This is a genomic window from Actinoplanes sp. GCM10030250 (assembly GCF_042666575.1).
Taxonomy (GTDB): Bacteria; Actinomycetota; Actinomycetes; order Mycobacteriales; family Micromonosporaceae; genus Actinoplanes.
This window is the reverse complement of the sequence record NZ_JBHTDO010000024.1, coordinates 61,453-87,048: the sequence shown is the minus strand read 5'-3', so window position 1 is coordinate 87,048 and position 25,596 is coordinate 61,453. Positions and strand designations below refer to the sequence as shown.

21 protein-coding genes and 3 pseudogenes are annotated in these 25,596 nt (G+C 70.1%); 12 read left to right on the top strand and 12 right to left on the bottom strand.

Annotated features, from left to right (window positions below; all coding sequences use genetic code 11):
- Positions 1-272: 272 nt before the first annotated feature.
- Positions 273-926, top strand: coding sequence for a class I SAM-dependent DNA methyltransferase (locus ACFQV6_RS27580; RefSeq protein ID WP_378030506.1), 654 nt, complete (start codon positions 273-275; stop codon positions 924-926).
- Positions 927-972: 46 nt separating this feature from the next.
- A pseudogene (locus tag ACFQV6_RS27575) lies at positions 973-1,149 on the top strand (hypothetical protein); the annotation flags it as partial.
- A gap of 125 nt (positions 1,150-1,274) precedes the next feature.
- Here ACFQV6_RS27575 and ACFQV6_RS27570 read toward each other — a convergent pair.
- Positions 1,275-2,759: a LuxR C-terminal-related transcriptional regulator gene (locus ACFQV6_RS27570; RefSeq protein ID WP_378030505.1), complete on the bottom strand. Its 1,485-nt coding sequence runs from the start codon at positions 2,757-2,759 to the stop codon at positions 1,275-1,277.
- 165 nt (positions 2,760-2,924) lie between these two features.
- A complete protein-coding gene (locus ACFQV6_RS27565; RefSeq protein ID WP_378030504.1) occupies positions 2,925-3,293 on the bottom strand; it encodes a PLAT/LH2 domain-containing protein in 369 nt (122 codons plus the stop codon).
- Between the two features lie 156 nt (positions 3,294-3,449).
- Here ACFQV6_RS27565 and ACFQV6_RS27560 point away from each other — a divergent pair, with 156 nt between their 5' ends.
- From ACFQV6_RS27560 to ACFQV6_RS27550, 3 genes are all read left to right on the top strand, one after another.
- Positions 3,450-3,773: a hypothetical protein gene (locus ACFQV6_RS27560; RefSeq protein WP_378030503.1), complete on the top strand. Its 324-nt coding sequence runs from the start codon at positions 3,450-3,452 to the stop codon at positions 3,771-3,773.
- Between the two features lie 168 nt (positions 3,774-3,941).
- On the top strand, positions 3,942-4,382 hold the full coding sequence (locus tag ACFQV6_RS27555; RefSeq protein WP_378030502.1) for a hypothetical protein: 441 nt from the start codon (positions 3,942-3,944) through the stop codon (positions 4,380-4,382).
- 31 nt (positions 4,383-4,413) lie between these two features.
- Positions 4,414-4,716 (top strand): hypothetical protein, encoded by a 303-nt coding sequence (locus ACFQV6_RS27550; protein WP_378030501.1) that lies wholly within the window; start codon positions 4,414-4,416, stop codon positions 4,714-4,716.
- 74 nt (positions 4,717-4,790) lie between these two features.
- Here the strand turns inward: ACFQV6_RS27550 and ACFQV6_RS27545 are convergent, their stop codons facing one another.
- Positions 4,791-5,036 carry a hypothetical protein gene (locus ACFQV6_RS27545; RefSeq protein ID WP_378030500.1) on the bottom strand — a complete coding sequence of 82 codons (246 nt, stop codon included), beginning with the start codon at positions 5,034-5,036 and terminating at the stop codon, positions 4,791-4,793.
- Positions 5,037-5,330: 294 nt separating this feature from the next.
- Here ACFQV6_RS27545 and ACFQV6_RS27540 point away from each other — a divergent pair, with 294 nt between their 5' ends.
- The 6 genes from ACFQV6_RS27540 to ACFQV6_RS27515 all read left to right on the top strand — a co-directional run bounded on the left by ACFQV6_RS27540 (position 5,331) and on the right by ACFQV6_RS27515 (position 12,766).
- The gene (locus ACFQV6_RS27540) at positions 5,331-6,527 is read left to right on the top strand and encodes a cytochrome P450 (protein ID WP_378030499.1); all 1,197 of its coding nucleotides are present in this window, start codon (positions 5,331-5,333) and stop codon (positions 6,525-6,527) included.
- An 11-nt stretch (positions 6,528-6,538) separates the two neighbouring features.
- Positions 6,539-7,903 carry a hypothetical protein gene (locus ACFQV6_RS27535; RefSeq protein ID WP_378030498.1) on the top strand — a complete coding sequence of 455 codons (1,365 nt, stop codon included), beginning with the start codon at positions 6,539-6,541 and terminating at the stop codon, positions 7,901-7,903.
- A gap of 17 nt (positions 7,904-7,920) precedes the next feature.
- Complete coding sequence (locus ACFQV6_RS27530) at positions 7,921-9,324, top strand: Dyp-type peroxidase (RefSeq protein ID WP_378030497.1); 1,404 nt, start codon at positions 7,921-7,923, stop codon at positions 9,322-9,324.
- Between the two features lie 21 nt (positions 9,325-9,345).
- Complete coding sequence (locus ACFQV6_RS27525; protein ID WP_378030496.1) at positions 9,346-10,104, top strand: glutathione S-transferase C-terminal domain-containing protein; 759 nt, start codon at positions 9,346-9,348, stop codon at positions 10,102-10,104.
- A gap of 110 nt (positions 10,105-10,214) precedes the next feature.
- The gene (locus ACFQV6_RS27520; RefSeq protein WP_378030495.1) at positions 10,215-11,729 is read left to right on the top strand and encodes a hypothetical protein; all 1,515 of its coding nucleotides are present in this window, start codon (positions 10,215-10,217) and stop codon (positions 11,727-11,729) included.
- A gap of 536 nt (positions 11,730-12,265) precedes the next feature.
- Positions 12,266-12,766, top strand: coding sequence for an STAS domain-containing protein (locus ACFQV6_RS27515; RefSeq protein WP_378030494.1), 501 nt, complete (start codon positions 12,266-12,268; stop codon positions 12,764-12,766).
- A 19-nt stretch (positions 12,767-12,785) separates the two neighbouring features.
- On the opposite strand, the gene ACFQV6_RS27510 is transcribed toward ACFQV6_RS27515, so the two are convergent.
- From ACFQV6_RS27510 to ACFQV6_RS27500, 3 genes are all read right to left on the bottom strand, one after another.
- Positions 12,786-13,604 (bottom strand): hypothetical protein, encoded by an 819-nt coding sequence (locus tag ACFQV6_RS27510; RefSeq protein WP_378030493.1) that lies wholly within the window; start codon positions 13,602-13,604, stop codon positions 12,786-12,788.
- Positions 13,605-13,608: 4 nt separating this feature from the next.
- A complete protein-coding gene (locus ACFQV6_RS27505) occupies positions 13,609-14,193 on the bottom strand; it encodes an RNA polymerase sigma factor (RefSeq protein WP_378030492.1) in 585 nt (194 codons plus the stop codon).
- Between the two features lie 204 nt (positions 14,194-14,397).
- Positions 14,398-15,324, bottom strand: a complete 927-nt coding sequence (locus ACFQV6_RS27500; protein WP_378030491.1) for a polysaccharide deacetylase family protein — start codon at positions 15,322-15,324, stop codon at positions 14,398-14,400.
- Between ACFQV6_RS27500 and ACFQV6_RS27495 the strand changes: the two genes are divergently transcribed.
- Positions 15,314-15,529 carry a hypothetical protein gene (locus ACFQV6_RS27495; protein WP_378030490.1) on the top strand — a complete coding sequence of 72 codons (216 nt, stop codon included), beginning with the start codon at positions 15,314-15,316 and terminating at the stop codon, positions 15,527-15,529. The genes ACFQV6_RS27500 and ACFQV6_RS27495 overlap by 11 nt on opposite strands.
- Positions 15,530-15,956: 427 nt before the next feature.
- Here the strand turns inward: ACFQV6_RS27495 and ACFQV6_RS27490 are convergent.
- From ACFQV6_RS27490 to ACFQV6_RS27465, 6 genes and pseudogenes are all read right to left on the bottom strand, one after another.
- A pseudogene (locus ACFQV6_RS27490) lies at positions 15,957-16,631 on the bottom strand (M28 family metallopeptidase); the annotation flags it as partial.
- Positions 16,632-16,748: 117 nt separating this feature from the next.
- A pseudogene (locus ACFQV6_RS27485) lies at positions 16,749-17,405 on the bottom strand (PA domain-containing protein); the annotation flags it as partial.
- 602 nt (positions 17,406-18,007) lie between these two features.
- Complete coding sequence (locus ACFQV6_RS27480) at positions 18,008-19,009, bottom strand: hypothetical protein (protein ID WP_378030489.1); 1,002 nt, start codon at positions 19,007-19,009, stop codon at positions 18,008-18,010.
- An 11-nt stretch (positions 19,010-19,020) separates the two neighbouring features.
- Complete coding sequence (locus ACFQV6_RS27475; RefSeq protein WP_378030488.1) at positions 19,021-20,460, bottom strand: OmpL47-type beta-barrel domain-containing protein; 1,440 nt, start codon at positions 20,458-20,460, stop codon at positions 19,021-19,023.
- A complete protein-coding gene (locus tag ACFQV6_RS27470; RefSeq protein ID WP_378030487.1) occupies positions 20,457-24,323 on the bottom strand; it encodes a ThuA domain-containing protein in 3,867 nt (1,288 codons plus the stop codon). The genes ACFQV6_RS27475 and ACFQV6_RS27470 overlap by 4 nt, the downstream gene beginning before the upstream one ends.
- Before the next feature lie 140 nt (positions 24,324-24,463).
- A complete protein-coding gene (locus tag ACFQV6_RS27465; protein ID WP_378030486.1) occupies positions 24,464-25,486 on the bottom strand; it encodes a multicopper oxidase domain-containing protein in 1,023 nt (340 codons plus the stop codon).
- Between the last annotated feature and the right edge of the window lie 110 nt (positions 25,487-25,596).

Here is a 25,596-nt window from a genome sequence, read left to right as displayed (position 1 = left end):
CTACCGCGCGACGGCGCCGGCCGGCGGCTGAAACTCCCGATACAGGTCGAAGCAGTTCCCAAGCTTTTCGACCGAATCTGCGGCGGAGCGCGAGGGCTGGTCCGGCGAAGCCGAGGGACTCCGCGTCAGTCTCGTGGCCGCCAAGGAAAAACTGGCCCAAACCGACGTGACACCTCAACGCCGGGCCGCAGCCGTTGAACTCGGTATGCCTACCTTCCCCAACGTCGTGGCACGCACCGTCACAACGTGATCATCGATTACCGTGGCCGGTCATGAGCGCGGACAACTGGTTGGCGGACACCCGAACCTCCTACGACACGGTCGCCGCCAACTATGCCGACCAAGTCCGCAACGCCCTCTCCGAGCTCCAGTACCTACGCGCGGCCCTGACATTGTTCGCCGACAGCGTGCGTGCTGCAGGCGACGGGCCAGTAGCAGACATCGGCTGCGGACCCGGACACATCACCGCCTACCTGAACGAACTCGGTGTCGATGCCTTCGGTGTCGACCTATCCCCGGGGATGATCGCCGTCGCCCGGCGCGATCACCCTCAACTCCGGTTCGCGGTGGGCTCGATGACGAACCTCAGCCTCCAGACCGCCTCACTGGCCGGTCTGCTCGCATGGCAATCGTTGATCCACATACCCGACGAAGAGGTACCGGCCGTCTTCGAGCACTTTCATCGAGCCTTGCGTCCAGACGGTCTGCTGCAGCTTCTGTTTCACACGGGGGACAGGTCACGACTGAAGACCGAAGGCTACGGCGGCCACCCGATGAAGGTTTACGTTCATCGTCGCCGGCCGGACAAGGTTGCCGCCTGGCTGCGTGACACCGGATTCGAGGTCGAGGCCCAGCTCCTGCTCAACAACCCAGACGGGGAAGTCTCACAAGCGGTCCTCTTCGCGCGTCACAAGCTCCGCGGGTAGTTCAGAGAAGGTCCCCGAGGTCGACTCGTTCGAGCAGCTCAACGCCATGGTGATGCCTGGGACACGGCCGATGACGCCCGGCGCATCGGCACCCGGGCTCACACGATTGGAGAGCTACTCGCTGCCAGTCCGGCTGGTCGGCCGTCAGGTCCGCGTCCACCTGCACGCCTCCCACCTGGTCGTCTACGACGACCGAACCGACGTTGCCCGGCACGAACGGCTGATGGCCAAGGCCGGGCCGTCGTGGGTCCAAGACAGGCGCTCATCGGGGCCCCGTTGCCACGACCGAAGCCAATTTGTCTTGCTTCGACCTCCACGTCTTGCTTCGGCCGCCACGGCGTGCAGGGCTCACTCGTGCAGGAAGTGGTGCACCAGTTGTGCGCGGCGGCGCACGCCCAGTTTGCGGAAGATGTTGCCGAGGTGGAACTCGACTGTCTTGTGGCTGAGGAACAGGGTCTGCGCCACCTCCCGGTTGGTGAGGCCGGCGGCGACGGCGCGGGTCACCTGCAACTCCTGTGTGGTGAGAGCGTGCGTGCTCCCGGCCGCCACCTCGTGGCGGGGCAGGTGCTCGCCGGTCGCCGCCAGTTCGGCGGCGGCGCGTGCGGCCCACGGGCGGGCGCCGAGTCGCTCGAAGACCTCCAGGGCCTCCCGGAGCGGCCGGCGTGCGCCGGCGCGGCGTCCGGTGCGGCGCAGCCGTTCACCGTACGCGAGCAGGGTCCGGGCGGTCTCGAACGGCTGCTCGGCCGAACGGTGCAGGTGAAGGGCGGTGACGAAGCACGACGGGAATTCGGCCGGTGCGGCGAGCAGCCCCCGGATCCGCCAGGCCCGCGCGGCCGGCAGCGGAGAGTCCGCGTCCCGGCTGATCCGTTCGACGGCGCCCATCACCCGCGCGGACGGGTGCCGGCCGGTGCGCAGCTGAGCCTCGACGGCGTCGAGCCGCGGGTCCGGGCCATCCACAGCGGGCGTCCGGTGACCGGGGTCGCCGCTGCGGCCGAGACCCAGGTCGAGCAGATCGATCGCGTCCGTCACCCAGCCACGCGTCACCGCGTCGTCCTGCGGCGCCGCCAGTTCGATCGCGGCGTGGCAGAGGTCCGGGTCGCCACGGACGGCGTGCAGCACTGCCGTGACCGCTGTGGCGCGCCGCAACCAGAAACTGTCCTCGGTGAGCCTTGCGACCGCTGTCGCCTCATCGGCGGCGGACAACGCGAGCCCGATCGGCTCCACGGCTGCCATGGCGTGTGCCTTGCCGCACAGCGCCGCGGGCAGCAGCCGGATCGCACCCGTACGCCAGACGTCCTCGATGGCTGCCGACAGTGTGTGCAGCGCCGCCCGGTGCTCACCGATGAGGGTCAGCCCGAGACCGGTGGCGATGCGGGCGCGCAGGCTCGGCCGGTGCGCCGCCGCCACGCCCGAGCGGATCAGCGCGGTGCCTTCGCGTACGCCGCCTGTCTGCAGCAGGGCCAGCCCCCGCGCCAGATCGTCCGCGCCGGTTGTCCCGCGTGCGTGCGTGATGGCCACCTCGGGAAGGCCGGCGAGCGCGGCGGCGATGGCCGTCTCCGCTGCCGTCTCCGCCGCGGGCTCGGCGGTGGGCAGCCGGTCCGCCTCGGCCAGCAGCTCCCGGGCGCGGGCGTGCTCACCGGCGATCGCCGCGTCGCCCGCCGCCGCGTACAGCCGGCGCACCCGCGCGGAGTCGCAGGTGCTCAACGAAGCGGCCCATTCCAGTGCGGCCGTCGCGGCGGCGGAGCCGGATCGCCCGCGCGCCCCGACCGCCATCGTCTCCAGGGCGCACGCGAGGTCCTCGGCGTTGTGGACCGTGCTTGCTGGTGAGTGCATCGGCTCGTCCCTCCCGTTGCGAAGCTGGTCCGAGCCTCGCCGGGCGGCTGTCCCGGGCACCAGGAATCCAGGTCCCGGACGAGCCGGGAAAACGACGGCGGGAGCACGGTCCCATCGACCACGCGCCCGCCGTCAGCGCCCGCCGTCAGGCACCGGTGCGCCGGATCAGGCGGTGTCGAGCACCCGCTCGATCTCGCCGTCGTCCTCGTCCTGCGCCAGCCACCGGTTGCACGGGAACTCCCACTCCTGGTCGGTGTCCTCGTTGCGGATGAAGATGCGGTCGAGGTACCAGCCAGGAAGGGGGAACTTGTTGTCGTGCCGGATCCGGACCTGCTTCAGCTGACCGAGGTCACGCAGCCGCAGCCGGAAGGTGTCCACCGCACCCTGCTCGAAGTTGTTCCCCGCGTTGTCGAGGCTCAGCTCGTCGCTGCTGGCCAGCTCCCCGTACAGGGTCAGGTAGACGTTCGCGTCGGTTCCGGCCCCGGCGGCGGGGCTGAGGTTGCCCGTGTAGACGTTCACGCGGTAGGTCGCCATGTCGATTTCCCTTCGGCTGATCGGCGCGCCGATCGCGCCGTTCCCACCGAGCGTGGCGTGAACACCGTTCCCGCGCCCCGGGGAAATCCCCGGCGCGGGCGGATCGCGTCGGCGACATCGTGAAGACACCACGGATTACCGGATGAGGAGTCGACGATGACCGCCAAGGAAAGGCCCCGCCCTCTCGAGATCGGTCTCGGCGGGTTGCTCAAGAAAGTGTTCGCCCGTTTCGGCCTCCGCGCCTGCGGCGGCTGCGAAAGGCGCGCGCAAACCCTGGACAGAATGGTGCCGTTCCGCGCCCGCAGCGACATGCCGCCGCCGAAATCCGGATGCTGGTTCGCCGGAACGAAATGCTTCGGATTCATCCAGGTGCTGAAGTTCTGCTGCAACGACGGCACGGAATACACCGAGCGGTGGGGCTGGTGCATCGGCGCCTGGACCGCACCGCCGTGCCGGTTCGGCCCCGACGTACCGGGCTGACCACGGCCCTCACTCGCCGGTGCCCGCCTGCGGCCTTTTGCGGCGGATCCGGCCGGGAGTCAGCTCCCGCTCGTACCCGGATGATGCTCCCTTCCGGCTGGGACAGCCCCCGGCGGACGGTGACGGAACCGGCCGCGCCGACGCGGCCCGCAACCTGGAAGGACCGCCATGCACCTGAACCGGATCCGGACGCTGACCATCGCCACGGTGACCGCTGCCGCGCTGACGCTCGCTGCCGGCGCCTGCCAACCGGGCGGCGGCGGGACGGCACCGCCGGCGCCGACCACCGCCAGCGCCACCTTCACCACGTCGTTCGCCTCACTGGGCGCGCCGAAATGTACGGCCGGGCCCATCGACTGGTCCGCCGCGCCGATCACCGTGCCGGCCGGGCCCGGTAACGGTCAGCCGGTCACCACCACGCAGCCGAGTTCCGAGTTCTTCCCGAGCGGCGGCCGCTGCCAGCTGCAATACCGCTTCACCGATCTGCGCCCGGGCCGCTGGCGGCTCGGCGTGGCGGCCGGCGTGGCCAGCGGTGTGTGCGAGGCCGACCTGAAAGCCGGCCTGACCTTCGTCACCACGACTGCCGGCAGCTGTTCGGTCTCCGGCTGAACCCGCCCATCGCATCAAGAAAGGTATTCACATGTCCCTGTCGATGAAAACCCTGTCCGGGCGCAGCGCGTCCGAGTCCGTCGAGAACTTCCCCGCATTCCTGGTGGAGTTCACCGAGGACGAGTTCCAGGAACTGATGCGAGACCCGGTCGGCACCATGCGCAAGCTGGGTCACGAGGTCGGCCATTTCACGATCAGCCTCAGTGACAGCATCTGGCTCTCCAGCGAAAGGCGATGGATCGCCGGATCCGAACAGCCGGTGCGGACCAGAATGCGCCCGGTCTACGTGTGCGGCTATTCCGACAGTGTCTGCTGGTGTGTGCGGGTGCTCTGATCAACAGCTCACACGGGGAGGGGACGAAGGCGATGCCTTCGTCCCCTCTGTTTCGTCCGAACTGATTCAGATCGTCACCCGAAAAGGTCCTCGAAGAACTCGCCGATCGCGTCGAGGAATCCGCCGTCGTCGTCGGCCCCGCCGGTGTCGGCCGGTGAATAGTCCTGCTGGGCCATCTCCTGTGCGTCGCCGCGGTGGTTGGCGGCCCGCAGGACCTGGTCCGCATCGGTCGGTGAGGTGTCGCCGTGGCTCAGCCCCCGGTAGACGCGGTAGGCGGTGGTCGCCCCCTTGACCGCCATCATGCCGATCTCGATGAACATGTCGCCGCTCCTTCGGCTGTCGCCGCCCGGTCAATTGCCGGCGGTCGACCTCAGCATCGGCGGGCTGCCACCCCAGGCAGTAGGGAGCGAACTCCCGGACCTGCGCCGGCCGGGAGTCCTCGCACTGGGACGTCCTCGCGGGGAGCACGGCCCCAGTCCGGTCCGGGACCCGCGGGCGTGCGCGGGCCCGGCCAGGGTCACAGCCGGAACTGGGGCACGGGTCCCTGCCGGCCGGGTCGCCGGGCGGGTGACGCTGCCGGAATGCAGCCGGAGCCGCAGCTGAAGGAGCGCACCATGGCACTTGCCACCAACGCGACACTGATCCGCGCGATCGGGCGGCCGCTGCGCCGCTTCAAGCCCATCCTCTCGGTGGGCGGGATCGTGGTGGTGACCAGGTACGACGACGTCCGCGAGGTGCTGGACCGGGACGAGGACTTCACCATCGCTGAGATCAACAGCGCCACGATGGACCGGATCAACGGCCCGTTCGTCCTCGGCATGGACCGGTCCGCGCACTACGTGCGGGAACGGTCGATCCTGCAGCGCTGTGTGCGGCCGCAGGACCCGGATCGGATCCGCTCCGTGGTGCGGGAGACCGCGGCGGAGCTGCTTGCGGCGCGGCCCGGCGGCCGGTTGGACGTGGTGCGGGACTTCGCTCGCCCTGCGGCTGTCCGGCTGGCCGGCGAGTACTTCGGCGTACCGGGGCCGGATCCGGTGACCATGATGCGGTGGATGCGCGCGCTGTTCCACGAGGCGTTCCTGAACACCGGCGGTGACCGGCACGTCCGCCGGGCGGCCCGGGTCGCGGCGGCGGAGTTCCACGCGTACGCCGATGAACTGATCGCCACGCGACTGTCGGCACTGTCCGCCGGTGCCCCGGCGCCGGACGACTTCCTCACCCGGCTGATCCGTCTGCGCGACGACTCGCGGACCCGGCTCAGCGACGAGGGCATCCGGCGTGCTCTCGGCGGGGTGGTGGTCGGTGCGGTCGAGACGACGTCGAAGGTCACCGCGCAGGCGGTGGAACGGCTGCTGCGGCACGGTGCCGCGCTGCGCCGGGCGCGCGACGCGGCGCGCGGCGGCGACACGGACCTGGTGCGGCGGTACGCCCTCGAGGCCCAGCGCTTCAACCCCCTCACCGCCGCGCTGGTCCGCCACACCGCCCGCGACACCGTGCTGGCCGCCGGTACGCTCCGTGAGCAGCGGATCCCCGCAGGCCGCACGGTGTACGCCGCCCTGCTCCCGGCGATGTTCGACCCGGCCGCCTTCCCCGACCCGGGCGACCTGCGCGGCGACCGCCCCACGTCGCGGTACCTGTCCTACGGGCACGGACTGCACAGCTGCTTCGGCCGGTACGTCAACGACGTCCAGGTGACCGAGCTGCTCGCCGCTCTGCTGCGCTCGAAGGCCCTGCGCCCGGTGCCCGGACGGCAGGGCCGCATCCGCTACGACGGCCCCTTCCCGGACCGTCTCCTCGTCGAACTCAGATAGGGGTGGGCAGCATGCGACAGTCCGCTTTCACGATCCTCACCGACATCAAGCCGGGCCACGTCGACGCCGTCAGCAGACTGCTCGACAAGATCGGCGCGGACCCCGGCCGGGACCTGCTGGGTTTCGACCGCCTGGGCACCGTCCATTACGCCGGCCTGAGCATCCTGCCGGCCACCGCGGGCCCGGATCACGATCGCGCTTCGCTGGTGTTCGAAGGCAACATCGACGGCTCACGGTCCCGGTTCCTGGGGCAGATGCGGGATATCGCCGGTGACACGGCCGACGAGCTCTACCGGCACTGTGCGGGGCATCCCGGCGAGGCCGGCGACGGCTCCTTCGATCTGGTGCGGTACCTCACGGCACATGACATCGGCACGGACGTGTTCTACATCGCCCGGCCCGGTCATTCGGTCAGCGAGGTACGGCGTGAGGACCGCCTGCGTACCCGGATCAGGGAATTCCTCGACGGCCCGGACGGTGCCGCCCTGCGCGGGCAGTCGCCGCAGGCGGTGCACGCGGCGATCGCCGCATACGTGCGCGGCCATCGCGACCTGGCCTGGGCGCTCGATCCCGCGCCGGTGCCCCTGCTGGTCGGGTACGGACGCTGGATCGCCGGACTGGCCGCGGCGCCGGCAGCGCTGGGCCTGCTCTCCCTGATCGGCAAGGCCCACCGCCAGGGCCCGGGCCGGCGCGGTGCCCGCCTGGTCCTGCTGGCCGGTGCCGCCGGAGCGGCGGTCGCGGCCGCCCGGCTGCGGTCCGGCGAGAACCGTGACGACGAGCAGGACCGGAACCGGGCGCGGGACTGGCAGGCGACCTACGCCGCCTTCAGCAGCCGGGCGTCCGACGTCCGCGAGTCCGAGGACATGAGCGGCCAGAACCACCTGGCCAGCGTGGCGGAGATCAAACCGGGCCGGTTCCGGCGTACCACGTTGCGCGCGGTGCTGGCCGTCATCGAGGCCAGGGCCCGCCTGACGGACAACCGCGGCAGCCTCGCCGGCATCTCCTCCATCCACTTCGCCCGCTGGGTGATCACCCCGGACGGGCGCCGGCTGATCTTCCTCAGCAACTACGACGGCAGCTGGGAGAGCTACCTCAACGAGTTCATCGACCTAGCGGCCGGCGGTCTCACCGCCGTGTGGACAAACACCGGCAACGCCGTCGGGTTCCCCGCCACCAGGTGGCTGATCGGCGACGGCGCGCGCGACGAGGCGCGCTTCAAGGCCTTCGCCCGGTACGGGATGGTGCGCACCCCGGTCTGGTACAGCGCCTATCCCCACCTGTCCGTGCCGAACATCGCCAACAACATGGCCATCCGGCGCGCTCTCGGTTCCACCCTCGGCCCCGAGCAGGCCCGGGCGTGGCTGCGGCGACTCTAGATCGAAAGGCAACGCAGATGACGACACTGGAAATGGCTGACGTGCAGGGCCTGGTGGTGAGCGGGTACGCCCAGATGCACTCCGCCCGCTACGTGATGCTGCGGGTGAACGCCCCGGCCGAGGCCCGGCGGCGGCTCGGCGAACTGGCCGACCGGCTGACCAGCGCGGAGCGGGCCGAGCGGCCCGGCTGCGTGAACGTCGCGTTCACCGGCACCGGCCTGGCGGCGCTCGGGCTGAGCGCCGACGAGCTGGACACGTTCGCCCCGCCGTTCCGCGAAGGCATGATCACCCGGTACCGGCAGCGTGTCCTCGGCGACACCGGCCCCAGCGATCCGGCCGGCTGGCGGTGGGGCCATCCGGGCACGACCGGTCCGAGCGCCGGCCGGCTGCACATGTTGCTGCTGCTGTACGCCGGTGACGAGCCCGCCGTCCTCGCTCTCGAGGATGACGAGGTCGGTCGCCTGACCGCGGGCGGGGCCTTCGAGGTTCTCCACACGCTGAGTCCCGAACCGCTGCCGGGCACGCAGTCCCTCGGGAAGAAGTTCGGGGTCGAGCACTTCGGCTTCGCCGACGGGATGTCGCAGCCGGTGATCGCCGGAACCGGCCAGGAGACCCGGCTGGGCGGCGACGAGGCGCGCCGGCAGGTGGTCGCGGCAGGTGAGTTCGTGCTGGGGTACGCCAACGGGTACGGCAAGGTGACGCCGTCGCCGAAGGTGCGGGGCGGTGACTTCGGGCGCAACGGCACCTATCTCGTCGTCCGGCAGCTCGCGCAGGACGTGGCGGGCTTCAACCGCTTCCTGGCCGAGGCGACCGACGACGGCACCGGCATCCGCCGGGACGCGGCGATCGAGCGGCTGGCCGCCAAGCTGGTCGGCCGGTGGCGCAGCGGCACGTCGCTGGTCCGTTCACCGCACCGCGACGACGTGGACCTGGCCGAGGACAACGGGTTCGGTTTCGCCGAGGTGGATCCGTACGGTGAGCGCTGCCCGATCGGCGCGCACACCCGCCGGGCCAACCCGCGCGACGGCCTCGGCGCCGATCCGCGCCGATCGGTCGAACTCGCCAACCTGCACCGCATCGTGCGGCGCGGGCGGGTGTACGGCCCGGCCCCGGACGACCCGTTCACCGACGACGGCCAGGACCGCGGCCTGATCTTCATCTGCGTCAACGCGAACATCGACCGCCAGTTCGAGTTCATCCACCACACCTGGCTGAACAACCGGCACTTCGGCGGCCTCTACGACGAGCAGGACCCGCTGCTGGGCACCCCGTCACCGCGGGGTGGCACCTTCACCGTCCCGGAGGAACCGTTCGCCGGCCGGGTGCACAGCATCCCGAGCGTCGTCACCACCCGGGGCGGCGCCTACTTCTTCCTGCCCGGCATCGACGCGGTGCGCCGCCTCGGCCGGCTGAGCCGATGACCGATCCGATCGGAGTCCACCATGCCCGACCTGCGACTGATCACGTTCCCGCCGAGTCTGGACAGCGAGTTCAGCCGGTTCCTGCTGACCCATTACGGCGTCGCTCACGAGGAGCGGCGGCACACCCTCGGGTATTCGAGCCTGGTCACCCTGCGGCACGGCCACACGGTGCGCTTCCCGCTGGTGTACGGCGCGACGCTGAGGCTCAACACGGTCGAGAAGATCGTCGAGCACTTCGACGCCCGCTGTGCACCCGAGCGCCGCCTGCTCGACGGTGCCGGCTTCGGCGCCGACTGGAAGCTTTTCCACGGCACGCTCGGCGGCGCCACCACCGTGTTCGCCTACTACCATCTGCTGCCCGAACGCAGCGTGATGGTCGGGCCGCTCAGCGCGGGCACACCGGCCCGCGAGGCCGCCGCCGTCCGGCGCGCCTACCCGGCGTTCGCGACCGCCCTGCGGCTGCTGCTGCGGCTGACCGACGCTCGGGAACGGGCCGCCCGGCTCACCATCCGTTCCGTCCTGGACGACCTGGACCGGCGCCTCGCCGACGGCCGCCCCTACCTCACCGGTGACCGGTTCACCCTGGCCGACATGGCGTTCGCGGTCGCCGCCGCACCGGTCGTCTGGCCCGGCGAGTACGGCGGTGCCGTTCCCGACCTGGCCGACACCCCGCCGCCGCTGCGCGCGCTGATCGACGAGTCACGGCAGCGGCCGTCGGGCCGGCATGCCCTGTCCGTGTTCCGGACCCGGCGCGTGGCCCAGCCGGCCTCCCGCACGTAATTCCCGGATCGGCTGGGACCGCACTCCCTGCTACCTGGGCGGCCGGACCGCCGAAGCTTCGACCAGGGCCGACGTCCGGCCGGCGAACGCGACGAAAGCGGGTTACAGCGATGTCCATCTCCCTCAAGGCGCCGTTGCGGCGCTCACCACGCAAAGCGTCCAGCGGTGTACTCCACTCCACCACGCCGGCTCCGCCGGGCCGCCGGCGAACTCGGGGCGCGACGGGTTCCGCACCCAGGAGGACGGGTGCCGTCCTGGTCGTTCTTCTCCTGGCTGCGGCAGGGCTCGGCGGATGCGGCGTCTCGGACGACATCGACAAGGCCATCAACGAAATCGACAAGACCAGGAGCACGGTGGAGAGCATCTCGTCGAGCTGGCGCGACGAGCTGCCGAAGCTGGCGGCGGAGTTGAAGGGCCTGGAGAACCAGGTCGCCGCCGACGCCAAGACCGTCGTGTCGGACGCCACCAATCAGGTCCAGGACGTCGCGAACCAGGCCATCCAGCTCAGCGACGCCAAAGCGCAGGACCTCGTCGCGCAGGCCGGTGTCGAGTTCCGCTGCAACGCCGGCTTCGTCAAATCCGGAGTGGTGTCCCAGCTGCAGCATCTCGTCGACGACCTGAAGTTCTGGAAGAAGACCAAGTCGCATCTCAACGCGAAGCCGATTCACTCGGTCTGCTGGATCAACCCGACCGTGCTCTCGCTCTACCCCAACGGGGACGGCTGGCTGATCGACTCCAGCAACATGAGCGACAAGAACGTCGTGCGCCTGTTCGGATACAACTTCCGGCCGGACGCGCTGCCCGTGCTGGAGCTTCAGAACGCCGCCGGGCAGAACATCCGGAACGCGAACCTCAAATCAGCGTACGTGACGCGCTACCAGGTCAACCTGGACTTCTCGAGCGAGGACTTCAAGGGTGCCCAGGCGGGGTCGCGGCTGGTGTTCCGGTGGCCCGATCAGGAGGACCCGAACACGGTCAACCTCATCCTGAACCGGCCGGCGGCGCTGCGGATCGCCGGTCCCACGTTTACTCCGCCGGCTCCGACCGCCACCAAGGACTCGGTCATCCTCAAGGTGGCGGTCAAGAACGAGGGTGGTACGCGGAGCGGAACCTTCCAGGTGTACTGGAAACCGGACCCGATCGACCCCCGCATCCTTTCCGTCACCCGTGCACCGCTCAACCCGGGCGAGTCGGCCGACGTGTCGTTCCCCGGCTTCGTCTACACCCGCGGTGGCACGATCAGCTCCACCGTTTCACTGAGCAACGGCGACGATGCGAAGAACGTCCCGCTGGTGGTGGCCGACCCGCCCGCGGTGCCGGCGCCCGAGCGTGACCTGCCGGGATTCCCGCAGATCCCGTCGACGACCTACGGCAAGTACATCGGCGGCTACGGACTGGACACCCAGTACGGCGGGGACTGCAGTCCGGGATATGTGCACACCACCGCCCAGGTCGTTGTCATCGACACGCGGGGGCCGGCCACCGCGACCTATCTGGGCTGGTCCGATCCGGCGAATCCGAGTGACTGCCGCATCAGCGTGCATTACAGCGTGGCGGCCAGCTTCCCGAACCCGAGCCCGAACTATGTGCAGGTGAGGATCATCATCAACGAGAGAGGCGCATAGGCGCGTCACGGGTGCCGTCGCGGGAACCTCCGCGACGGCACCCATGACGGTATGAAAGCAGGCCGGGTGTCAGCCTCGCCGGCGCAGTGGGCGCCGGACGTGCTGCGTGCGCCTGGTGAATCGCGCCTGGCCCGGCAGATATCGCTGGATCCGGCGGCGGCGCCGGAACGGTTCCGGCTCGCGGGGCGGCTCATAGCGGGGCGGGGGCCCGCCACGAAAGACCACTGTCCCCGGACGGCGATACTCCCGTAGCGGCGGCGTGAGAATCATCAGCACCCCTCGATCGTGTCCCGGCGATAGCTCTCGCGCCACTCGATTTCTTCCTCGCGCGCCGAGCGGGCAATTCGAAGGGCGTTTCGGCAGCCGATTCTGTTACTCGGCGGGCCGTGCCCGGCGGTTGATATTGCTCACTGCGCGATTTCCGCCCGCCGCGTTGTTGTGTTTCAGTTCGCTTCTTAACCTGGAGCCGATCACAGGGGAGACAGGTGCCGTCGAGGCCTGTCTGCTCGCGGCCGGTGGGGTGCGGGGAGAAAACGATGCGGCCACTCCGGGGCAGCCGAACAGCGTGCGGCAGTCGCCGCGCCCGTACGGGACGCCGGGCTGCTCCCGGCAGAACGGCCACCCGCGTCAGCGACCCCGACCGTCCGCGACCACGGTGCGCGGCGTGGCCCGGGACAGCCCGTACGGGTGACCGGAGAAGGCTGACCGAGGAGGTCGAGCTGATCATCCCGCAGTGGCAGCACCGGGTCGAATACGCCGCGAACGTCTGCACGGTGACCCTCTCCGGAGAGCTCGACATGGCCATCGGCGACGACCTCGCCGATCTGCTGGCCGTCGCGGCCGGCCACGACAGCGCCACGACCGTCCAGGTCGACCTGACCTATGTCACCTTCCTCGACTGCTGCACCATCGGCGTGCTGATCGACGCACACCATGCCGCGCGAACCCAGGGTCAACGGCTCGTCGTCCGAGGCGCCGCCAGGCACATCCGCCACATCCTCGACCTCACCGGAGCCCTGACACTCCTCGCCGGATAGGCAGCGCCCTCGCGCTTCGTCAGCGCTCAGCGACACTCGGTGTCGGCAGCGGATCCTTTCCCGGTCGCGGAGGCTTCGGCTTCTTGCTCTTGACGCTCTTGCTGGGGCCGGGCGTGCCGGCGGAACCGGACGGTGAGGGCGAGGCGATCACAGTGCCGCAGTACTCCGCGACGTTCTCCTCGCCGCCGGCGGCAGCGAAGAGTTCGCGCCGTTCGCGGCCGTTCATCGGATGACCGCCGGCATCGGCCGTCAGCCACGCCGCGCACCATCGAGCCCGCATGTCGTCTCCGGGCGCGACGGCGACGGAGGGCGTGGTCGTGGCTGTTGGCGTGTTCCCGGCCGCGGATCTGCTCGGCGCCGGCGCCGGCCGTGCGGGCCTGGTGCTGGGCGAAGGCGAAGGTTCGGGCTTTGCCGGGCTGGTGCTCGGCGCCGGAACCCCGAGCCCGGAGAACAGTCGGTGCGCGTTCTGCTGAATGCCGTCGGGAAGATTGCCGGTCCGTGCCGCTACCGCGGTTCCACCGGCGCTCAGTACAGCAAGCGCCGCCACAGCGGTCACGATGATCGTCCGCGCGGGCCTCGGTGCTGCGACCACCGGAACGGAAGGCTCCCTGGTCGCCGCGGCACGGCGGCGTTCGGCGGCGAGGGCGGCGATGGTGGCCCGCTCGCCGCTCAGTTCCCCGGCGGTGGCCGGGGCCCGCACCGCGTCGAGAAGGTGACCCAGCGCGGGGTCGTCCGGTCCGGCCGGATCGCCCGTGACCAGGCGGTCGGCCTCGTCGAGGGCGATGCTGTCGGCCCGGCGGGCCCGGATGACACGGAGCAGAGTTTCGCGGAGTCGCATGCGGCTACACCCCCTCGGTCGCTTGGTCACGGAGAACCTGCGCGGCACGATCGCGTACCTGCGGGTCGGTGGCCAGCCGGCGTAGCCCGCGCATGGTCGCGACGCGCACGGCACCGCGGCCTTTGCCGAGCACCCGGGCGGTGGCCGCGACATCGAGGCCCGCCACCACGCGCAACATCACCGCTTCCGCCTGATCAACGGGCAGGGCCGCGACCCGGCTCAGCGCCCAGGCGGTCTCGGTGTCCTCGATCACCTCGGCGGCGGCATCCGGACCCGCCGCGCCGGCGTCCACCGTCTCCGCCGGATCCTCGAGGCGCCGGCTCGCCCGGCGGAGTTCGTCGATGCCACGGTGCCGGGCGATGCTGAACAGCCAGGCGGGGAAGGCGGTAGGTGCGCCGGTGAACCGGTCGAGATCACGCGCGGCCTGCAGCCAGGTCTCCGACGCCACATCCTCGGCCGCCTCGCCGGTGAGCACTCGCAGATAGCGCAGAACCGCGGGATGCAGCGCACGCCAGAGAACGGTGAAGCCGCGCTCGTCACCGTCGCGTGCGGCGCTGAGCGCATCGGCGAGTTCGTCGTCCGTCGGCAAGTGGGCTCCCTCTACTACCGGGCAGCACGCTACCTGCCGGTCCGGGCGGAGACCCGCGGGAGGTGGGTCGCGCTTCACCGGACGGCGACCACACCGCCTGCGGCGAGGCATTCGCGGTGGTCGCCCGATCAGAATCGGTCTTTTGACGTACGCCTACGCGGGACCGGCGGTGGCGTACCGCTCGGTCCCGCGCTTCAGCTCAGCTCAGCTCAGCGCACAGCTGGCGGTGGGCGTGTTGTTGTTGCCGTTCTTGTAGACCGTGATCCCGAAGTTGTTGCCCGCACCGCTGGGCCGCGCCGTCAGCGTGCCGGTGCTGCCGGTGACGGAGGCGTTCCAGCTGCTCTGCAGGCTCTGGCCGCTGCCCAGCGCGATCCGTACGACCCAGGTGTTGCTGCCGCTGACGGAGAGGTTCACGTTGAACCGGTCGGTCCAGTCACTGCCGCGGCTGACGGAGACGGTGCAGCTGCCCGTACCCCCGCCCGGGTTGGATCCGGACGGGGCGACGGCGCGTCCCGTACTCGATGAAATGTGACCGGCGCAGAGATTGCGCGTCTGAAGGTCCTGCAGGATGCCCGGAATGGCCTGGATCGTCGCGGCGGGCCAGTCGTGCATGAGGATGATCTGCCCGTTCGTCAGGCGGCTCGCGGCCTGACGGATCTGGCTGGAACTGGCGTTGTTCCAGTCCTGGGAGTCGACGTCCCAGATGATCTCGCGCAGCCCGAGCGACGATTCCACCGACTTGAGGGTCGCGTTGGTCTCGCCGTACGGCGGGCGGAAGAGGTTCGGCGTCACGCCGGCCGTCTGCTGGATCGCCTGCTGGGTCCGCGACAGCTGGGACTGGATCTGGCTCTGGCTCATGGTGATCAGGTGCGGGTGATCCCAGCTGTGGTTGCCGATCTGCAGACCGGCGTTCTTGTACGCCTGCATCAGCGAGGGGTTGTTCGACGCGTTCTGCCCGGTGGGGAAGACGGTGGCGGTCGCGCCGGCGGAGCGCAGCGCGCTGATGAGCTGGTTGGTGGTGCCGGTGTTCGGCCCGTCGTCGAAGGTCAGTGCGACGTAGCCGGCCGAGCAGCTGGCGGCCGCGGCGGCCAGGTTCGGCTGGTTGACGGCGGCGTGGGCGGTGACGGCCATCGCTGTTCCTCCGATGGCCATGGCCGCGGTGGCCACGGCGCCGGTGAGTAGCCGCAGACGGCCGCGCCTTCTGTCTCTCGTGCTGCTTTTCGCGCTGTTTGTCGTGCTGTTTGTCGTGCTGCTTCGCGTGCTGCTTCGCGTGCTGCTTCGCGTGCTGCTTGTCGCGCCGCTGGGAGCGTCGTGCATGCGTTCTACCTCCTGGTGAGGCCTGGCGGGGAAACCAGGCAGCGCGGTACGAGCCGGCCCGCGAGCGGCTGGTGGTGCCACTGGCGGACGGCGTCGTGTCGCATCGCTGGGGATGAGCGGGCCGTGCGGGGTCGCGACCGGCGGATCGGATCACGGCCGGTGGGCCCGGTCCGAAGACGTTCGCCGTTGTCGATGTCTTACTGTCGGACAGCGTGGCGGCGAAGTCAACAAGTTCCGATGTTGTTCCGGAACTCCATGCCTAATGAGGTGCTGTTCAATCCCTGTATGCAGCGGGATTAACTCTTCACGCAACCTACTAGGAGGTCGGCCGAATCCGAAAGTTTCGGAGTGTCCTCGGGAAGGCAAACAGTGACGAGCCTCCGGTCGTGAAGCGGTGACCGGAGGCTCGTCGACTGGGGTTGTCAGGGAATGGCTGTGGTGTTGAAGGCGAATCGGGCCACTGAGTCGGCGATGGCGTCGGCGTTGACGTCGAGCGCCGTCATGTTGATGTTGGCGAGGGTGTCGCAGGCCTGGTGGTAACAGATGTCGTAGGCGACGCCTGCGGTGCCGCCGAACAGGGCCTGCTCGGCCGGCGTCTTGATGCCCTCGGCGCCGGTGAAGATCCCACCGGCGGGGATACCCACAGCGATGAACGGGCCGTAGTCGGAGCGGCCGTCGAAGTCGGTGCCGACGTGGCCGAGACCGCGGCGGTCGAAGAACGCCTCCAACTGCTTCTCGATCTGCGCGGAGCCGGGCGGACCGGCCGGCGAGCCCACCGCGTCGGAGTCGTCACCGTCGTACAGCTTGTAGGCGTAGTTGGGTGAGGCCACCATGTCGAAGTTCAGATACAGCCTGATCCGGTCCCGCTCGGCGGCGGACAGGCCCTCGACGTACTGATCGGAGCCGAGCAACCCGATCTCCTCGGCGGCCCAGAACGCGAAGCGAACCTTGTTACGCACCGGGAAGTGCCGCATCTGCAGGGCGGTCTCGAGGATCGTGGCAGTGCCCGAGCCGTTGTCGTTGATGCCGGGACCGGCCGTCACGCTGTCGAGGTGGGCGCCGACCATCACGACGTTCCTCGGGTTGCCCACCCGGGTCTCGGCGATCACGTTGTGGGTGGTGCCCAGCGTCAGGGTGGCGTCGACCTTGAGCCGGACGGTGGCTCCGGGGGTGGCGGCGAGCTCGCTGCCGACGGCGAAGCCGGCGAAGACCATGGGGATCCCGGCCCGCCACTCCCCGATGTCGAGCGGGAAGGCGTCGGTGCGCCCGGGTTGTCCCTCGTTGAAAACGATGATCCCGGAGGCACCGGCGAATCCCGCGTTGCGCACCTTGGTGGCGAATGCGCACGTGCCGCGCTGGATGAGCGCGATCCGGCCGGCGACGAAACCGTCGAAGTCGGCGGTTTCACATCCGCTCGTCGAGGTCGGCGTCGGTGTCGGCGGCAGCGTCAGGTCGACACCCTGCACCTGCGCGGTCACATCGCCGGCCGGAGAGGGCTGGAAGGTGTAGAAGTCCTGGTTGGGTACGTAGACCTTGCTACTCGGTGCGGTCAGATCCAGCGTGGGTGGACTGTTCTCCGCCCAGGCCTGAACAAAGTTGATCGGATCCAGCGTGACCTTGTAACCGGCCCGCCGCAGCTTGCCGGCGACGTAGTCACGCGAGGCGTTGTAGCCGGGCGTCCCGGCCGCACGGGTGCCTCCGTTGGCGTCGGCGATCGCCTGCAGAGCGGCAAGGTGTTCCTTGGCATGCGCGCCGGTGACCTGTTTGACCAGGATTTTGGCGAACACGTCATCGACCGATCCAGCGGCGGCCGGTGCCGGCTGGGCGAGTAGTAGAGCGAGGGTCGCGGCAACAGAAACGACGCCGACAGCCCCCTTGCGAAGATAGGTGCGCATGGTTCCCCCCGGGTGAATTGATCGATAGATGCCCCGTGAAGCGCGTCGCCCGGAATGTAACGCGCGCCATCGATGCCGGGGCATTGTCCGATCAGGTCGTCCGGCAAGGCCGGTCGCTACACCATCGCCTGGACCAACGGTCATGGGCGTGAAGTGCTGGAGCCACCGGCAAAATGACACCACCGCAGGTCACGAGCGCTCCATAGGACCAGTGCGGCGGGTATTGCGCACACCCGCACCGAGTCACGGCGATCCCCATCATCTCCATCGGACACGGTGCCGCGAAGACGGTCAGCGGGGCGTGAGTGGGGTGTTCCGGCCTAAAAAGCACCGCTGAGCGCCAGCCGAGCCGGTCGGCTGGGCGTGGGTGGGGTGTTCTGGGCTGAAAGGCACGGCTGAGCGCCAGCCGAGCCGGTCGGCTGGGCGTGGGTGGGGTGTTCTGGGCTGAAATGCACCGCTGAGCGCCAGCCGAGCCGGTCGGCTGGGCGTGAGGGGGGTGCCTCCACCGTGAAGGCCGGCGACTCGCGTGCCCGAGCCGCGACCGTGGGAAGCCGTGTCGCCGCCGGCCCGCCGCGGGGGGCGGTAGGCCGACGGCGGGGAGGTCAGAGGTCGGCGGGACCGGCGACCCTGGCCTCCTGCACGGCCTCGGCACGGCGGATGTCGGCTTTGGCAGTGTCGTCGTCGCGGGTGGCCTGCGGCCGGTCTGCGTCGTGGGTGGCCTGCAGGCGGGCCGCGGCGGGGGCAACCGCGGCGCGGGCCGGTGCGGCAGGGGCCGGGTCGGTGACGACGCCCCGGCGGATGCGGTTGGTGGGGGCGATCTGAGCGGCCGGAGTGTTGCCGGTGGCGGTCAGCGTGCCGTCGATGATGTTGTCGTCGACGGTGACGCCGCCGGTGGTGCTGGTGACGCTGACGTCGCGGCCCCAGAAGCCGCCGGACGCGCACGAGTCGAGCGCGCCGTTCGGGCCGAGCTGCACCCCGCCCAGGTTCCCGGCGAACGTTGCCTTGCCGCGTACCGAGCTGCCGCAGACGACGCTGCCGGTGGCGCTGTTGAGCACCGAGAGCGTGCCGTCGACGAAGGAGTCGTGCACGTCCGTGTAGTACGTGCCGGTGCTGCTGAGGTTGCCCTCGACCGACGTGCGGTCCACCTGCACCTCGCCGGCCTGGACGTTCACCGTGCCGGCGATCGTGCTGTCCTCGGCGTACAGGAAGCTGTCGACGGTCGTCGAGCCCTTGGGGCGTACGGTCACCGCGCCGCTCGTGACGTCCTTGAGGAACACGCCGTAGCCCCCGGCGGCCAGCACGACCGGACCGGAGACATCGGTGCCGGAGGCGTCGAAGTAGCCGTTGCCGGCGACCCGGACGTCGCCGGCGAACGTGCCGCCGGTGACGACCAGGTTGCCGCCGGCGGCGACGCTGACGTTGCCGGTGACGATCGTGCCGGTGAGCGCGCACGACTCGCCGGCCGGGACGTAGAGGTCGTTGGGCACGGTCACCGCGCCGCCGGTGCCGACGCAGTGGGTGACCAGCGCGGCGCTGGCGGCCGGCGCGGCGACGAACAGGCTGGCGAACGAGAGGGCGGCCAGGGTGGCGGTCCGTTTGAGCATGGCGAAACTCCCTAAAGTGAGCCGATGTTCGATCGGGCGGCGGCGCGGAGGATCGCGCCCTGCTGCCGTTTGGTGAGCGCGCCGCGGGCGACCAGTGCGGCGGTGACGGTTTCGACGTGCCGGACGAACGCGGCGTGGCCGGCGTAGTCGCCGTGCTCGGCGACCAGGTCGTTGACGGTGCAGCCGTCGCCGGTGTCCTCGCTGGGGACGCCGGTGTCGTAGCCGTCGATGATCACCGTCTCGCGGAGGTCCGATCCGGGGCAGGCGTCCTCGCCCGTCCCGGCCACCGTGAAGGTCACCGACTTCTCGGGTGCGACGTTGCCGGCGGCGTCCGTGGCCCGGTACCGGACGGTGTGCTGGCCGGCGGCGGTGACCACGACCGGCGCGGTGTAGCGGGTCCAGGCGCCGGCGTCCAGCGCGTACTCGATGACGCCGGGCTCGGATGAGGTCACGGTGACTGTCACCGTGGCGGTGTCAGCGCCGGTCACCTCGGCGGCGGTGACCGGCGGGATGGTGTCGGGCTCCGGCGCCGCGACCACGGTGAAGTGCGACATCTGCTCGGCAGAGGTGTTGCCGGCGTTGTCGGTCGCCCGGAAGTGCAGCATGTGCTGGCCAAGAACATCGATCAAGACCGGATTTGTGTACGCCGACCAGGCCCCGCCGTCGAGCTGGTACTCGATGCGCGCCACACCCGAACCGGTGTCGCCGGCGGTGACGGTCGCGGTGACCGACCCGATGTACGCCTCCGAGCCATCCCGGTTGCCGGCGAGCTGGATCCGCGCCGTCGGCGGCGTGGTGTCCTCCTCCGGCTCCGGTTCGACCACCTCGAAGGCCAGCGAGCCCACCGCCGAGGTGTTGCCCGCGTTGTCCGTCGCCCGGTAACGGACGGTGTGCTCGCCGGCAGCGGTCACCACGACCGGGGCGGTGTAGCGGGTCCAGGCGCCGGCGTCCAGTGCGTACTCGATGACGCCGGGCTCGGATGAGGTCACGGTGACGGTCGCCGTGCCGGTGTTCTCACCGGTCACCTCGGCGGCGGCGACCGGCGGGGTGGTGTCCGGCTCGCCACCGGTGACGGTGAACTCGCCGGCCATCGTGCCGTGCCCCGGAATCGCGCAGAAGTAGCGGTATCTGCCCGGGGTCAGCGTGACGGTGGCCTCGTGCCGCCCGCCGGTGGCGTCGAAGGGGTTGGCCAGGATGTTCAGCGTGACGTCGTGGTTGTAGCCCTCGGCCGAGGTGTCGAAGGTCAGCGTGTGCGGCATGCCGGTGGTGTTGCCGGTCGCCTCGCTGTTCTCGAACACGATGGTGGTGGCCCCGGCGGCGGCCGTGGCCGGCACCGACTTGTAGCGCGTCACGTCGTTGTCGGCGGTCCAGGTCAGCGTCTGCGCCGCGGCGGCCGGTGCCGCGGGCGCCAGCAGCAGCAGTGCGGCCAGGATCAGCAGCAGTTTCCTCACAGCGCACGCACCCTGATGTCGCGGAACTCGACCAGGTCGGCGTCGCCGTGGTTCTGCAGGCCGATCAGGCCCTCGGCGAACTGCCGCAGGTCGGTGGGCGGGTCCCCGGCCCGCGAGGACTGCTTGCCGGGGGTGTTGTCGAACTCGTTGATCACCGTGCCGTTGCGGATGATCGTGTAGTGCTGTCCGACGGCCTTGATCTCGTACGTGTTCCAGACGTTCTTCTCGGTGACGGCGACCGTGCTGACCGGGTCGAAGTTGTAGACGGATCCGGTCTTCTGCGGCTCTCCGGTCGTACCGTCGTAGATCTGGATCTCGTGGCCGCAGTAGATCGCCACCCAGGCCTGCGAGGTGCGCGCCGATCCGGTGGTGCTGCAACCCTCGGGCCGCTGATCGAGCGGGATCCGTGGGTCGGGGAAGCGGATGAAGACCCCGCTGTTGCCGCGGGTGGTGCCCGGCGCGACGTCGCGGAACTGCAGCGTGAGCGAGAAATCCTTGACGGGTTCGGTGTGGTAGAGCATGCCCAGGCCGCCGCTGGGCCGCAGTGATCCGTCCGGCTGGAGGGTGAACTGCCCGGCCGGTGCCTGCGCCCAGTCGCGCAGGGACTCCGGTGTGCCGTTGAACAGCGACTCGTAGCCGGTGTGGCCGGCCCGGCCGATCGGTGAGGCCGCGGCGGTCCGGGTCAGCGCGCCCGCCTCCCGGCCGTTGATCACGCCGTCGGACCGCAGCCGTCCCGCGACGAGGTCGACGTGCCGGACGAACGCGTCGTGGGTGGGCCACGTGCTTTCGTCGTCGATCAGGTCGTCGATCGTGCAGCCCTGCCCGGCGACCCGGTTGGCTACTCCGGTGTCGGAGGCGTCCAGGCGTACGGTGGCCGCCGGATCGGCCACGACGCAGCCTGCCGTGACCGCGGTGCGGGTGACAGCTGTCGTCCCGTCGGCGTAGGTCACCGTCAGCGTGGCTGTATAAATGCCGACCTTGGCGTACGTGTGCCGCGGGTCTGCCTCGGCCGAGGTCGTGCCGTCGCCGAAGTTCCACTGCCACGACACGCCGCCGGAGCGCGAACCGTTGAAGGCCACCGTGAGCGGCTTGTCCTGCACCGCCACCGCCCTCGCGGCCGGTACCGGCGTCGGCGCACCGCCCTGATAGGTGATCCGGATCAGCTTCTGGTTCGCGTGCAGGGTGAAGAAGCCGCCGCCGTAGTCGAGCAGGTAGAGCGCGCCGTCCGGCCCGAACTTGGCGTCCATCCAGGACTGGAGCTGCGTCGCGCCGCCGCCCGCCGGGATGATCGTGCGCAGCGACTCGGCGAAGGCCGGCGGCTTGCCCGGCTGGTCGACGGTGACCGCGACCCGGTTCGACGCGTTCGACTGGTCGCCGAGGAACCACTTGTCGTTCCAGTACGACGGCCACGCGACCGTGCTGGCCGGGTCGGCCAGGTCGCGGTGGTAGGTCGGTCCGGACATCACGGCCTGCCCGCCACCACGCAGGTACGGCTGGGTGTAGGTGGCGTCGGCGGCCTTGTACGTCGGGATGTCGCTGCCGGGCCGCTTCGGGAAGATCGGGCCGCCGCCGTCCGGGGCGTACCAGATCATGTTGTCCTTGATCGGTGGCAGGTCGACCAGGCCGGTGTTGCGCGGCGACTCGTTCTTCGGCTGGTCGCAGTCGTACCAGCCGGTGAGCACCGCGGCGTCGGTGGTGCTGCGGTCGCGGTACGGCTGGCGGTTGCCCATGCAGTAGGGCCAGCCGTGGTTGCCGGCCTCGGTGATGATCGTGGCGGTCTCGTACTTGGCCGGTCCCAGGTCCGGGCTCGGCGCTGCCGCGTCCGGGCCCACCCAGCCCGCGGTCAGCCACTGCGTCTTGGGGTCGATCTGCAGGCGGGAGATGTTGCGTACGCCCATCACGTAGATCTCCGGCCGGGTCTTGCCGGTGCCCGGCGGGAAGAGGTTGCCCGGCGGGACGGTGTACGTGCCGTCCGCCTCCGGGTGAATGCGGATGATCTTCCCGTTGAGGTCGTTGGTGTTCCCGGCGGTACGCCGCGCGTCCTGGAACGAGGTGCCGGCGAACTCGGCGGTCCAGTTGTTGCCGGAGTAGCCGCTCGAACCCTGCGACGAGTTGCTGTCACCCGAGCCGACGTACAGGTTGCCGTCGCCGTCGAAGGCCATGCCGCCGCCCGCGTGACAGCAGCTGTGGATCTGCACCGGCCACTGCAGCAGGTCCTTTCGGGTGCCCTGGTCGATCGTGCGCGCCTCGCGGTCGTAGGTGAACCGGGAGACCGTACGCCGGCCGATACGCTTCTCCCGGTCGATGGACGCGTGCGGCATCCAGTAGACGTAGAGCCACCCGTTGTCGGCGAACCCGGGGTCCGGGACGATACCGAGCAGGCCCTCCTCGTTCTTCACCAGCTCGGTGCCGCTGCCCCGGTTGCCCATCACCGGCAGTGTGGTGAGCAGCTTGACCTGCTTGCTGCCCGGATCCCAGGCATGGATGGTGCCGCAGCCCAGGCCGACGTTCGGATTGTCCCAGCTGACCACCGGCCCGGTCGGGCAGGCCGCCTTGCCGACGTAGAAGACCGTGCCATCGGGCGCGGTCGTCAACCCGTGCGGTTCGCCGATCTGGTCGAGCTCACCGGTCTTGTTCGCCGCGGTCAGCCGCTCCACCTTGTAGTTGGCGGCGATCGTGGCCTGGCAGTCACCGCGCACGATGCCGCTGGTCCAGCCGAGCGCGCCGGTCAGGTGCTTGCGGAACGCCTCCTCGCCGTACCCGGCCTCGGTGTGGCCCATGCCGGTGTAGAAGGAGCGCCCGCCGTCGTAGTCGCGGCACCACGAGATCGGGTGGAACGGGCCGTTCGCGCCCAGGCCGGGGTTGTAGTGGCGCTCCTCGACCTGCGCGAGCGTGTGCACGGTCCCGGCCGGGTTCGGTTCCCAGTTGTACCAGCGGTCCTCGCGCGTGACGGTCAGCGGCAGTTCCTCGGTGGCCGGGTGCTGCCGGTCCAGGATGTCGACGACGGCCCGGTTCACGCCGGGCGGCGCGGGCGTCTCGGTGCTGCCGGTGAACAGGCGCAGGTCGGCCAGCTGGATCAGCGGTTCGCCGCCGTTCGCCGTGATGGACAACCGATAGAACTTGAAGTCCGCCGGGTTCGCGACGGTGAAGCGGCGGCTCTGGAACCTGTCCGGGAACGTCTGCGCGGTGCGGCGGTCCAGGTCGGACCAGGTCTGCCCGTCGGCGGATCCCTGCAACGTCCAGTCCTTCGGGTCGCGCCCGGGGGAGTCGTTGGCGGAGGTCAGCCCGTACCCGGTGATTGTTGTCGGTGTTGACAGCTCGTAGCCGATCCAGGCGGTGGGGGTGCGCACCAGCCATTTGGTGTTGGCGTCGCCGTCGGTGAGTTTGGCCCGGGTTTCGTTGGGCGGGTTCTCGCCGCTTGCGGTGACGGTTGCGATGGGGTGCGCCACCGGGATGGCTCCGGCCGGGCGTGCGCCGATCAGGCCGGTGAACCAGGTGGAGTCCAGTTGGGCGCGTGCTGCGTCGCCGATGCCGAGGAAGCCGCCGCCGGCGTTGAGGTGCGCTTTCAGCGCGGCCTCCTGGGTTGCGGTGAGGGAGACGCCGTCGGCTGAGAGAAAGACGATTGACCGGTACGCGGAAAGCGTGTTTGCCGTGAAGACAGTGGGGTCGGTGGTCGTGGTTGTTTCGAGGCCCTGGGCGGCGGCCAGGTCCTTGATGGTGGCGGCGGCGCGGGTTACCGGGTCCTGCTGGGCGGTGGCCGTCCCGGAGAAGATGAGGATGCCGGGCTTGTTGTCGCTGGGGGCCGCGGTGGCCGCGGTGGCCTGGTGGAGCGGTGCTACGCCGATCGCCAAGATCGCCGCCACCCCCGCAGAGCCCACCCTCCCCAGGGGGATCCCCCGCCGATCATTCTGCCGGGTTTTGCGGATCTTCGGTGCCTGCCCTGTGGACAGGGCGGGATTGTGGACAACGCCGGGATCCCGGCCGGATAGCCACCGGAGCCTCATCATCTCGTCCCTCCGTGTGCGTGCGCTTGTGCCGCGGCCGCTGCGTGCTGGTGGCCGTGGAACCTGTCGATCGCCTCCTGAGCGCCGGCCGGCATGCTCCCGTCGGCATTACGGACCAGGAAGATCCCGGCCATCCCGGTGTCCGAATGCATCTGGACGTGGCAGTGGTACATCCACGCGCCCGGCCCGACGGCCTCGCCGGCGAGCACCTGGAAGCCGAACGAACTGCCCGGGTTGAGGTCCTTGTTGTCGATCACCTGGCTGGGGTCGGACGGCCCTTCGAGCATTCCGGTGCGGTTGTCGGCCCACCGGTGTGCGTGCAGGTGAAAGGTGTGGAACAGGTTGCCGTGCCCGATGGCGATCCATTCCACCCGCTGGCCGAGATCGGCCTGGAACATCGGGGTGTCGGGCGCGCTCTTGTTGTTGACGAGCATGTCGTTGAACACGACGGTGAATTGTTTGTCCGGCAGGAGGTCGCCGCGCCGCCGGACGATCAGGGCGCCGTACAGGCCTTTCGCGAGCCCGCCCGTGCCGTGCTCGGTTCCGAGGGCATGGTCGTGGTAGTGCCAGTAGCCGGCGCTGCCCGGCATGAATCTGCGCCCGGCGGCTGCCGTCATCTCGTGCGAGCGCCAGACGTAGGTCCGGGTCTCGCCGGGCTGGTTGAAGCTGTCGTTGAAGGGGGAGCCGTCCGAGTCGGTGCTGTAGTCGACGCCGTGCGGGTGGATCGAGAGTCGCTGCGTGGTGGTGTTGACCAGGGTTATCTCGAGGGTGTCCCCTTCGTACATCTCGAGCACCGGCCCCGGTACGGTCGCGCCGCCGCGAGTCAGCCCGTAGCCGATCAGGCCACCCGGCAGCGCCTCGGCATAGATGGTTATCTTCTTGGTGACGCCCGCCGCGGCCCGCGCCGGCTCACCCCTGGTGAGCGCGACCGCGCTTCCGGTCAGCCCGAGCGCTCCCGCTGCGGCGAGCAGAGATCTCCTTCGAACCTGCTGCTCGTCCCCGATGACAACGTTGTCGTTCATACGGCCTCCGGCGTCCCTGGCCGGGGCCGGGGCGTCTATCGTGGTGAGGTTCGATGCATGCGGCTCTCGGCAGGCGCCGGCTCTCGGCCACGGCGCTGCCCACGCCCGGT

Excerpts from the sequence above, each read along its gene's own strand:
- ACFQV6_RS27525 (WP_378030496.1), top strand. The coding sequence starts at position 9,346 with ATGCCCGACCTGCGACTGATCACGTTCCCGCCGAGTCTGGACAGCGAG.
- ACFQV6_RS27550 (WP_378030501.1), top strand. The coding sequence starts at position 4,414 with ATGTCCCTGTCGATGAAAACCCTGTCCGGGCGCAGCGCGTCCGAGTCC.
- ACFQV6_RS27510 (WP_378030493.1), bottom strand. The coding sequence starts at position 13,604 with ATGCGACTCCGCGAAACTCTGCTCCGTGTCATCCGGGCCCGCCGGGCC.
- ACFQV6_RS27560 (WP_378030503.1), top strand. The coding sequence starts at position 3,450 with ATGACCGCCAAGGAAAGGCCCCGCCCTCTCGAGATCGGTCTCGGCGGG.
- ACFQV6_RS27520 (WP_378030495.1), top strand. The coding sequence starts at position 10,215 with ATGTCCATCTCCCTCAAGGCGCCGTTGCGGCGCTCACCACGCAAAGCG.
- ACFQV6_RS27540 (WP_378030499.1), top strand. The coding sequence starts at position 5,331 with ATGGCACTTGCCACCAACGCGACACTGATCCGCGCGATCGGGCGGCCG.
- ACFQV6_RS27465 (WP_378030486.1), bottom strand. The coding sequence starts at position 25,486 with ATGAACGACAACGTTGTCATCGGGGACGAGCAGCAGGTTCGAAGGAGA.
- ACFQV6_RS27580 (WP_378030506.1), top strand. The coding sequence starts at position 273 with ATGAGCGCGGACAACTGGTTGGCGGACACCCGAACCTCCTACGACACG.
- ACFQV6_RS27535 (WP_378030498.1), top strand. The coding sequence starts at position 6,539 with ATGCGACAGTCCGCTTTCACGATCCTCACCGACATCAAGCCGGGCCAC.
- ACFQV6_RS27515 (WP_378030494.1), top strand. The coding sequence starts at position 12,266 with ATGCGGCCACTCCGGGGCAGCCGAACAGCGTGCGGCAGTCGCCGCGCC.
- ACFQV6_RS27530 (WP_378030497.1), top strand. The coding sequence starts at position 7,921 with ATGACGACACTGGAAATGGCTGACGTGCAGGGCCTGGTGGTGAGCGGG.
- ACFQV6_RS27480 (WP_378030489.1), bottom strand. The coding sequence starts at position 19,009 with ATGCTCAAACGGACCGCCACCCTGGCCGCCCTCTCGTTCGCCAGCCTG.
- ACFQV6_RS27565 (WP_378030504.1), bottom strand. The coding sequence starts at position 3,293 with ATGGCGACCTACCGCGTGAACGTCTACACGGGCAACCTCAGCCCCGCC.
- ACFQV6_RS27555 (WP_378030502.1), top strand. The coding sequence starts at position 3,942 with ATGCACCTGAACCGGATCCGGACGCTGACCATCGCCACGGTGACCGCT.
- ACFQV6_RS27545 (WP_378030500.1), bottom strand. The coding sequence starts at position 5,036 with ATGTTCATCGAGATCGGCATGATGGCGGTCAAGGGGGCGACCACCGCC.
- ACFQV6_RS27500 (WP_378030491.1), bottom strand. The coding sequence starts at position 15,324 with ATGGCCGTCACCGCCCACGCCGCCGTCAACCAGCCGAACCTGGCCGCC.
- ACFQV6_RS27570 (WP_378030505.1), bottom strand. The coding sequence starts at position 2,759 with ATGCACTCACCAGCAAGCACGGTCCACAACGCCGAGGACCTCGCGTGC.